This window comes from Pseudomonas citronellolis, assembly GCF_029335315.1.
GTDB lineage: Bacteria > Pseudomonadota > Gammaproteobacteria > Pseudomonadales > Pseudomonadaceae > Pseudomonas > Pseudomonas citronellolis_A.
On the sequence record NZ_JARJLT010000178.1, the window covers coordinates 18,963 to 27,377 of the forward strand.

The 8,415-nt window shown below is 68.5% G+C and carries 8 protein-coding genes; 2 read left to right on the forward strand and 6 right to left on the reverse strand.

Features of this window, described 5'->3' with window-relative positions:
- Positions 1-26: 26 nt before the first annotated feature.
- From P3W75_RS14125 to P3W75_RS14150, 6 genes are all read right to left on the reverse strand, one after another.
- Positions 27-2,189: a chemotaxis protein CheA gene (locus tag P3W75_RS14125; protein WP_276227982.1), complete on the reverse strand. Its 2,163-nt coding sequence runs from the start codon at positions 2,187-2,189 to the stop codon at positions 27-29.
- The gene (locus tag P3W75_RS14130; protein WP_276227983.1) at positions 2,186-2,521 is read right to left on the reverse strand and encodes an STAS domain-containing protein; all 336 of its coding nucleotides are present in this window, start codon (positions 2,519-2,521) and stop codon (positions 2,186-2,188) included. Before P3W75_RS14130 ends, P3W75_RS14125 begins: the two co-directional genes overlap by 4 nt.
- Positions 2,522-2,531: 10 nt before the next feature.
- Positions 2,532-2,900, reverse strand: a complete 369-nt coding sequence (locus tag P3W75_RS14135) for a response regulator (protein ID WP_276227984.1) — start codon at positions 2,898-2,900, stop codon at positions 2,532-2,534.
- A gap of 25 nt (positions 2,901-2,925) precedes the next feature.
- Entirely contained in the window at positions 2,926-4,059 is a 1,134-nt protein-coding gene (locus tag P3W75_RS14140) for a methyl-accepting chemotaxis protein (protein ID WP_276227985.1), read from the reverse strand.
- A 197-nt stretch (positions 4,060-4,256) separates the two neighbouring features.
- Positions 4,257-4,898 (reverse strand): response regulator, encoded by a 642-nt coding sequence (locus P3W75_RS14145; protein ID WP_276227986.1) that lies wholly within the window; start codon positions 4,896-4,898, stop codon positions 4,257-4,259.
- A 376-nt stretch (positions 4,899-5,274) separates the two neighbouring features.
- A complete protein-coding gene (locus P3W75_RS14150; protein ID WP_276227987.1) occupies positions 5,275-6,309 on the reverse strand; it encodes a LacI family DNA-binding transcriptional regulator in 1,035 nt (344 codons plus the stop codon).
- 204 nt (positions 6,310-6,513) lie between these two features.
- Here P3W75_RS14150 and P3W75_RS14155 point away from each other — a divergent pair, with 204 nt between their 5' ends.
- Together P3W75_RS14155 and P3W75_RS14160 are read left to right on the forward strand one after the other, a co-directional pair.
- Positions 6,514-7,032 (forward strand): gluconokinase, encoded by a 519-nt coding sequence (locus tag P3W75_RS14155; RefSeq protein ID WP_276227988.1) that lies wholly within the window; start codon positions 6,514-6,516, stop codon positions 7,030-7,032.
- Between the two features lie 72 nt (positions 7,033-7,104).
- A partial coding sequence (locus P3W75_RS14160; protein ID WP_276227989.1) for a GntP family permease occupies positions 7,105-8,415 on the forward strand: 1,311 nt, incomplete at its 3' end.

Genomic DNA, 8,415 nt, shown 5'->3' on the forward strand with positions numbered 1-8,415 from the left:
CTTCTGGATGGATGGGCGAGCCGCCGTCAGGCGGCGCCCGCCGCCGGAGGGTCGCAGCGCAGCACCGCGCGCTGGATCAGTTGGGCGACGTCGAGGATGAGCGCGACGCTGCCGTCGCCGAGGATGGTCGAACCGCTGAGCACCTTGTTGCGCGCGAAGATATGCCCCAGCGGCTTGATCACCGCCTGGAACTCGCCGCCGAGCTGGTCGACCACCAGCCCCGCGCGCTCCTGGCCGAACTGCAGCACCACCAGGCTCTCGCGCTGGCCCGCAGGGCTTTGCAGGCCGAACAGCTCGCCCAGGCGAACGAACGGCAGCGGCTCGCCGCGCAGGTTCAGCAGGTCGTGCTGGCCGCTCTGCCGGCCGAGGTCGACGCACTCCACCACCAGGTCCAGCGGCAGCACGAAGGACTCGCCGGCCACCCGCACCAGGAAGCCATCGATGATCGCCAGGGTCAGCGGCAGGCGGATGCGCACCGTGGCGCCCAGGCCGAACTCGCTGAGCACCTCGACTTCGCCACGCAGTTGTTCGATGTTGCGGCGCACCACGTCCATGCCGACGCCGCGCCCGGACAGGTTGGTGACCTGGGCGGCGGTGGAGAACCCCGGCTCGAAGATCAGCCGGTAGATCTCGCCGTCGCTGAGGTGCTGCTCGGCCTGCACCAGGCCCTTCTCCAGGGCCTTGGCGAGGATGCGCTCGCGGTCCAGGCCACGGCCGTCGTCGCTGACTTCGATGACGATGCTGCCGGACTCGTGGTAGGCGTTCAGGCGCAGGGTGCCGCGCGCCGACTTGCCGGCGGCCTGGCGCTGCCCGGACGGCTCGATGCCGTGGTCCATGGCGTTGCGCACGATGTGCATGAGCGGGTCGGCGAGCTTTTCCACCATGGACTTGTCCAGTTCGGTGTCGGCGCCGGTGACCAGCAGTTCGATGTCCTTGCCCAGTTCCTTGCTGATGTCGCGCACCACCCGGGGGAAGCGCTGGAACACTTCGCCGATGGCGACCATGCGCAGCGACAGCGAGGCGTCGCGGATGTGCTCGACCAGGGTGGTGACGCCCTCGTGGGCCTCGGCCATGGCGCTGGGGTCGCCCTGGCGCAGCGACAGGCTGGCGGCGGCGCCGGCGATCACCAGCTCGCCGACCAGGTTGATCAGTTGGTCGAGCTTGCCCACCTCGACCTTGATGAACACCTGCTCGCTGGCGCGCTTGTCTTCCACCTGTTTCTGTTTGTTCAGCGCGGCGCTGACCACTGGCGGGGCGACCAGCTGTTCTTCCACCAGCAGGGTGCCCAGCGGCGGGGCGGGAAGCGGCGCCTGGTCCTGCAGTTCGAGCACGCGCTCCAGCTCGCTCGGCGTCAGGGCGCCGCTGCGTACCAGGATTTCGCCGAGCAGCGTGGGGGCTTCCGGCAGCTCGGCGATCAGCCGGGTATAGGACTCGATGGCGCTGTGCGGCGGCATGATGTGCAGCCGCGCGTCCTCGCGGATGAATTCGAAGGCGGCCTCGATGGCCTGCTTGTCGGCGCTGGATTCGAACTCGATCTCGAAGCCCAGGTAGCAGGCCTCGGCGTCGAAGTTCTGCGGTTCCGGCAAGGCGTCGGTCAGGGTGTGCAGGTGGACGATGCGCCCCAGGGTTTCCAGGTAGCGCAGGAACGACAGCGGATCGAGGCCGTTGCGCAGCACGTCGGGGTTGGGCCGCAGGGAGATGTGCCAGAGGTCGCTGCTGACGCTCTCGGCCTCCAGCACGTCGACCCGGCCCTGGTATTCGTTGGCCGGCGGGACCACGACGGCGACCGAGGTCTCGCGCTCGAGGTAGCTCTGCAGCTGCGCCAGCAGGTTGTCGCGGCGCTGCGGATCGGGGTCCACGGTTTCGTGGCCGGACTCCACGGCGTCGAGCAGCGCGCCGATGTAGTCGCCGCAGCCGAGCAGCAGGGAGAGCATGGCGCCGTCGAGGTCCTGCTCGCCGTTGCGCACCTCGTCCAGCAGGCTCTCCACCACGTGGGTGAAGCTGATCAGCAGCTGCAGCCCGAACAGCCCGGCGGAGCCCTTGATGGTGTGCGCGGCGCGGAACACCGCGTTGACCCGCTCGGCGCTGTAGCCGCTGGTTTCCAGCTCCAGCAGCGCCTCCTCCATGGCCGTGAGCAGCTCGCGGCCTTCCTGCACCAGCACGCCGCGCGCCTGGTCGAGATTCATCATGCCGAGTCCTCCCGGGCCTGCAGCAGCAACAGCGGGTCGCCCAGTTCGGAAACCAGGTTCAACAGTTCCATCGCTTCCAGCACGCTGGAGGAATGGTTGACCAGCGCCAGACGCTTGCCGCGCGCCCGCGCGGTACGCTTGAGCAGCAGCAGGATCTGCACGCCGCTGGTGTCGCACTCGTCGGCGTCGCCGAGGTCCAGTTCCAGGTCCTGGTGGGCGTCCAGCAGCGCCAGCAGCTCATCCTTCAGGCGCGCCGCGTGGTAGATGTTGAACTCGCCGCGCAGCCTGCAACTCAGGCGCCCCGTCGCGTCACGACCGCTGATCTCGAGCATGCGCGCGGCCTCAGGGCAGGATCAGCTTGGCCACGGCGTCGAGCAGCACCGGCGGCTGGAACGGCTTGACCACCCAGGCGCGCACGCCGGCGGCCTTGCCCTCGGCCTTCTTCGCCTCGCCGGCCTCGGTGGTCAGCATGATCACCGGGGTGAACTTGTAGGCCGGCAGCTGCTTGGCGGATTTGACGAAGGTGATGCCATCCATCACCGGCATGTTCACGTCGGAGACGATCAGGTTGATCTTGCGGCCGTCCAGCTTGCCCAGCGCGTCCTTGCCGTCACCGGCTTCCAGCACGTCGTAGCCGGCGCCGCGCAGGGCGATGCCGACCACCTGCCGGAAGCTCGCCGAGTCGTCCACTACCAGGACCGTCTTGCCCATAGAGTTGCTTCCTGTTTGCCGCTAGTCAGAAGAAGGTGATGGAGGACTGCTCGACGCTCGCCGAGCTCTGCCCGGCGTGGACGCGCTGCTGCTCCAGGGTGGTGTAGCCGGCCTCCAGCTCGCGCAGCCAGTCGCCGCTGCGCGGCAGCGGGCGTTCGCCAAGGCGCTGGCCGAGGCGCTGCATGTCGCTGCGGACCTGTTCGATGATCTGGCTGACGCGGTCCTGGAACTGCAGGTCGACGAGCACCGCGTTGACCGTGTGCTCCACCTCGCGGCTGTTCTGCTGGAGCAGTTCCAGGCGCTGCTCCAGGCCGACCACGCCCTCGCCCATCTCGCCGAGGACGGTGGCCACCACGCCCTCGGCGTCGTGGATGCTGCTGCGGTTGCGTTCGGTCATGCGTTCGGCGTGCTGGACCATGGCTTCCATGGCCTGGCTCATCACCTGGACCTTGTCGGTGATGCGCACACCGGTGGCGCCGGACATCGAGGAAAGCTTGCGCACTTCGTCGGCGACCACCGCGAAACCACGCCCGCTCTCGCCGGCGCGCGCCGCTTCGATGGCCGCGTTGAGCGCCAGCAGGTTGGTTTGCGAGGCGATCTTCGCCACGTCCTCGGCCATGCCGTGCAGCTCGCCGACGAAGTCGCTGAGGTTGCGGATCTCGCCGAGGAAATGCTCGCGGTCCTCGCGGGTCTCGTCGAGCATCTGCAGGGCGCGCGGCAGCTCCACCTGGGCGCCGCGCAACACCTCGAAGATGCCGCCGGCCTGCTGCCCACCGCCGAGCTCCAGGACTTCGCGGACCTGCTGGCCCATGGTGGCGAAGCGTTCGGCGAGGCCGTCGGTGGCGACGCAGGTCTGCTCGCGCACCAGGCCGACATGCCGCTGCCACAGCGGCAGCACCGCATCCAGCAACTCGCGCAGGCCTTGCAGGTCGTCCCGCGCCTGCTGCGCTTCGGCGTCATCGAGATTGTCGTCGCTGGCCGTGCCCAGGCTCACGCTGGCACCCAGCAGGGTCCAGCCGGCCAGGCCCAGCGCGGCCACGGCGAGCAGCCCGGCCCACCAGGAGGCGGCGAGCGCCGCGCAGGCGCCCAGCCCCAGCAGCAGGGCGACGCCCAGGCGCAGCGAAGGAACAAGAACGACCAGCCGCACGCTCTTGGCCATGCAGAATTCTCCCAGCCACGTCGGCCGCAACCCGGTTGACCGCTGGCCGGCGCCGGCCGCCGAAATCGGACGACCGCCCCTGCGCAGTGGCAAAATGCCTTTATTGCGACGAGCTTAAGGAAATTGCGGCTCGGGGACTTATCAGAGAATTACGCAAGGGCGCCTAGGTAGTTTTACCGATGCGCCGGGCGGGAGGCTCACTCGTCGAGCTTGATGATGCCCCGGCGCAACGCGTAGCGGACCAATCCGGCCAGGTCGCGGATGCCCAGGCGATCCATGATCTGCGCGCGGTGGGTGTCCACGGTCTTGGCGCTGAGGTTGAGGATGAAGGCGATTTCCTTGTTGCTCTTGCCCTTGGCCAGCCAGTACAGGACTTCCTGCTGACGCCCGGTGAGCAGTTCCACCGGCGCTTCGGCGGCCGGCTTGCCGAGGGCGTCGATGAGTTGCCCGGCGACCCGCGGGCTGAGGTAGCGGTGGCCGGCGAGCACGGACTGGATCGACAGCTGCAGCTCCATGACCGGCGCGTCCTTCAGCAGATAGCCGCTGGCGCCCATCTGCATGGCCTTGACCACGTAGTCGGCGGTGTCGTGCATGGACAACAGGATCACCGGCAGTTCCGGCCAGCGCCCCCGCACCCGCTCCAGCGCCTCCAGCCCCGAGCAGCGGCGCATGGTGAGGTCGAGCAATATCACGTCCGGCGCGTGGGCCTCGATCAGGCCTTCGACCTGGTCACCGTCGCTGCCCTCGGCGACCACCTCGTAACCACTGTCCACCAACAGTCGGCGGATACCCGCCCTGACCAACTCGTGGTCATCAACCAACACTACCCGAATGGGCATTCTAAAACTCCTGAAAACCAGGCGTCCTGCCCCGAACATGGCTGATATTCCCTACCCGGCGGCTCTCCCCCGAAAGCCGGACCCCGGGCCCGCCCAGTCATTGGCGCGCATGCTGCGCGAAGGCAAAATAAGTGGCAATAGGCCATATCCCTAGTCCGCCCACAGGCACACGCACGCGCGCCACCGATGGGGCGGAAAACAGGGAAAGGCTTGAAGGCCGAAAAATGCGCCCGCTCTAGCTACACGATAAAGCTCGCGGGCAGCAGGGCCGCTACCGAAAAAGCGGCCCTTTTGGCGTAAGCACCCTAGCGAATGACCGCCCATCGGCGCGCAGCGAGAGGGCTCGACCGCCCGTCGGACGCGGGCTGCGAGGGATTCAGCTGCTTTCGCGGACCATCAGTTCGAAGCCCAGGTCCTGCACCGGCTCGGCAATCTCGCGCCCGCCGATCAGCGCCAGCAGGGTCTCGGCAGCGCGCCGGCCGACCTCCTGGCGCGGGGTGCGGATGCTCGACAGGCGCGGCACCATGAACTCGGAGCTGGGCAGGTCGTTGAAGCCGAGCACGGCGATCCGCTTCGGCACCTCGATGCCCTGGCGCAGGGCTTCCAGCAGGGCGCCCTGGGCCAGGTCGTCGTTGCCGAAGAACACGCCCTGCACGTCCGGCTGCGCCGCCAGCAGCTGGCGGAACAGCTCGCCGCCCAGGCCCACCGAGGACGGCCGAGGGGTCAGCAGCTCCAGGGCCGGGTCGTAGCAGCCGGCCTTCTGCAGGGCGCGGCGGAAACCCTCGCCACGCAGCAGGGTGCGCTGGTCCAGTTGCGCACCGACATAGGCCAGGCGCCGCCGGCCGCCAGCCAGCAGGTGCGCGGCGGCGGCGCTGCCGGCGGCGATCTGCGAGAAGCCGACGCAGTGCAGGCCGGGGCTGTGGTCCAGGTCCATCATGTACACGCAGGGCACGCCGCTGGCCTCGACCATGCGCCGCGCGCTCTCGGTGCGCTCGAAGCCGGTGAGCAGCAGGCCGCGCGGCTGGTAGGCGAGGTAGTTACGGATCAGGTCTTCTTCCTCGTCGCGCGAATAGTGGAAGTTGCCGATCAGCACTTCCAGGCCCTTCGGGCGCAGCACGCCGTGGATGGCTTCGAGGGTGTCGACGAACAGCTGGTTGGACAGCGACGGCACCAGCACCACCACGCTGTGGCTCTGCGCCGAGGCCAGCGCGCGCGCCGCCGGGTTGGCCACGTAGCCCAGTTCCTGGGCGGCCTCGCGCACCTTGAGCACCAGCGCCTCGGCGACGCTGCTGACCCCGCGCAGCGCGCGGGAAGCGGTGATCGGGCTGACGCCGGCGCGCTGCGCGACCTCGTTCAGGGTGGGGCGGCCACTGCCGCGGGAGTTCTTGTCGTTCTTCTTCTGAGAGGGCATCGGCTGGCTTGCCAAACGAAAATCGAGGCACTAAGGTAGCGCTGTCTCGCGCGCCGGGCAATTGCCTGAAAGGCCCATGGCGCGCCGCGGAGCATCAAACCCGCGGACACAAAAGCGAACATTAAAATGACAAGAAAGCGGAGGCAGCCCATGCTTTTGGCTTCGACCTTTAAAGACAGCGCTGTCTCCACGCCGAGGTGCGACATGTCCCCCATCCATGCCCTGCTCATCATGGGTGTCTCCGGTTGCGGCAAGACCAGCGTCAGCCAGGCCCTGTGCCGGCTGAGCGGCGCCCAGGAGATCGAAGGCGACGCCTTCCACCCGGCCGAGAACATCCGCAAGATGAGCGCCGGCATCCCCCTCACCGACGACGACCGCGCCGGCTGGCTGACCACCCTGGCCGAGCTGCTGCGCCAGGCCGTGGCCGCCGGGCAGCAACCCGTGCTGACCTGCTCGGCGCTCAAGCTGGCCTATCGCGAACGCCTGCGCGAAGCCGTGCCGGGCCTGGGCGTGGTGTTCCTCGAACTGCCCCGCGACGAGGCCGCGCGACGCGTCGCCGAGCGCCCCGGGCACTTCATGCCGGCGACCCTGATCGACAGCCAGTTCGCCGCCCTCGAGCCGCCGCACGATGAGCCGTTGACCCTCGCGGTGGACGCCACCCTGCCGGTGGAACGCATCGCCGAACAGGCCCTGGCCTGGTGGCGCGCCCACGAGGCGGACTGACTTTTTTCGCCGCGCGCCAAAGACAGCGCTATCTTAAAACTCCTGACAAAACAACGACAAGGGAGCCCCGCCATGTTCGGTCTGTCCCACGAGACTTATCTGCTGCTGGACGCGCTGGTGACCATCATCGGCCTGATCCTGCTGATCACCCGCTTCAAGATCCACCCCTTCGTCGCCCTGATCATTGCCGCCGGCTTCCTCGGCCTGACCTCGGGCATGCCCGTGGCGCAGATCGTCAAGGCCTTCCAGGACGGCTTCGGCGGCGTGCTCGGCTTCGTCGGGGTGATACTCGCGCTGGGCACCATGCTCGGCAAGCTGATGGCGGAGTCCGGCGGCGCCGACCAGATCGCCCGCACGCTGATCGACGCCTTCGGCGAGCGCAAGGTGCACTGGGCGATGATGCTGGCGGCCTTCCTGGTGGGCATCCCGCTGTTCTTCGAGATCGGCTTCATCCTGCTGGTGCCGCTGGTGTTCATCGTCGCGCGGCGCAGCGGCGTATCGCTGATCAAGATCGGTATCCCGCTGCTGGCCGGGCTCTCGGCCGTGCATGGGCTGGTGCCGCCGCACCCGGGCCCGCTGCTGGCCATCGGCGTGTTCGGCGCGGACATCGGCAAGACCATTCTCTACGGCCTGATCGTCGCCCTGCCCACCGCGGCCATCGCCGGCCCGCTGTTCGCCGCCTGGATCTCGCGGGTGATTCCCGGCAGCCCCAACCCGGAACTGGTGGCGCAGATCGCCCACGAGCCGGAAAGCGCCGACCTGCCGAGCTTCGGCGTGACCCTGGCGACCGTGCTGCTGCCGGTGTTCCTGATGCTGCTGAAGACCTTCGCCGACGTGCTGCTGCCCGACGGCCACGCCTTCCGCGCCTGGATGGACATGCTCGGCCACCCGATCACCGCCCTGCTGCTGGCGCTGCTGCTGGCCCTGTACACCTTCGGCTACGCCCGTGGCTTCGGCTCGCAGAAGCTGCTCAAGCTGCTCGACCAGAGCCTGGCGCCCACCGCCGCCATCGTGATGATCATCGGCGCCGGCGGCGGCTTCAAGCAGATGCTGGTGGCCAGCGGCGTGGGCGACGTGATCGGCCACCTGGCGGTGCACGCGCAGATTTCGCCGATCCTCTTGGCCTGGCTGGTGGCGGCGGTGATCCGCGTGGCCACCGGTTCCGCCACGGTCGCCACCATCACCGGCGCCGGCATCGTGGTGCCGGTGGTCGGCATGATCCCCGGAGTCAACCGCGAGCTGCTGGTGCTGGCCACCGGCGCCGGCTCGCTGATCCTCTCCCACGTCAACGACGCCGGGTTCTGGCTGGTGAAGCAGTACTTCAACATGAGCGTCGCCGAAACCTTCAAGACCTGGACGGCCATGGAGACCATTCTCTCCGTG

What these genes read in the sequence shown, in the direction of transcription:
- P3W75_RS14135 (WP_276227984.1), bottom strand. Translation starts at nt 2,900, where the DNA reads ATGGGCAAGACGGTCCTGGTAGTGGACGACTCGGCGAGCTTCCGGCAG.
- P3W75_RS14155 (WP_276227988.1), top strand. Translation starts at nt 6,514, where the DNA reads ATGTCCCCCATCCATGCCCTGCTCATCATGGGTGTCTCCGGTTGCGGC.
- P3W75_RS14145 (WP_276227986.1), bottom strand. Translation starts at nt 4,898, where the DNA reads ATGCCCATTCGGGTAGTGTTGGTTGATGACCACGAGTTGGTCAGGGCG.
- P3W75_RS14130 (WP_276227983.1), bottom strand. Translation starts at nt 2,521, where the DNA reads ATGCTCGAGATCAGCGGTCGTGACGCGACGGGGCGCCTGAGTTGCAGG.
- P3W75_RS14140 (WP_276227985.1), bottom strand. Translation starts at nt 4,059, where the DNA reads ATGGCCAAGAGCGTGCGGCTGGTCGTTCTTGTTCCTTCGCTGCGCCTG.
- P3W75_RS14125 (WP_276227982.1), bottom strand. Translation starts at nt 2,189, where the DNA reads ATGATGAATCTCGACCAGGCGCGCGGCGTGCTGGTGCAGGAAGGCCGC.
- P3W75_RS14150 (WP_276227987.1), bottom strand. Translation starts at nt 6,309, where the DNA reads ATGCCCTCTCAGAAGAAGAACGACAAGAACTCCCGCGGCAGTGGCCGC.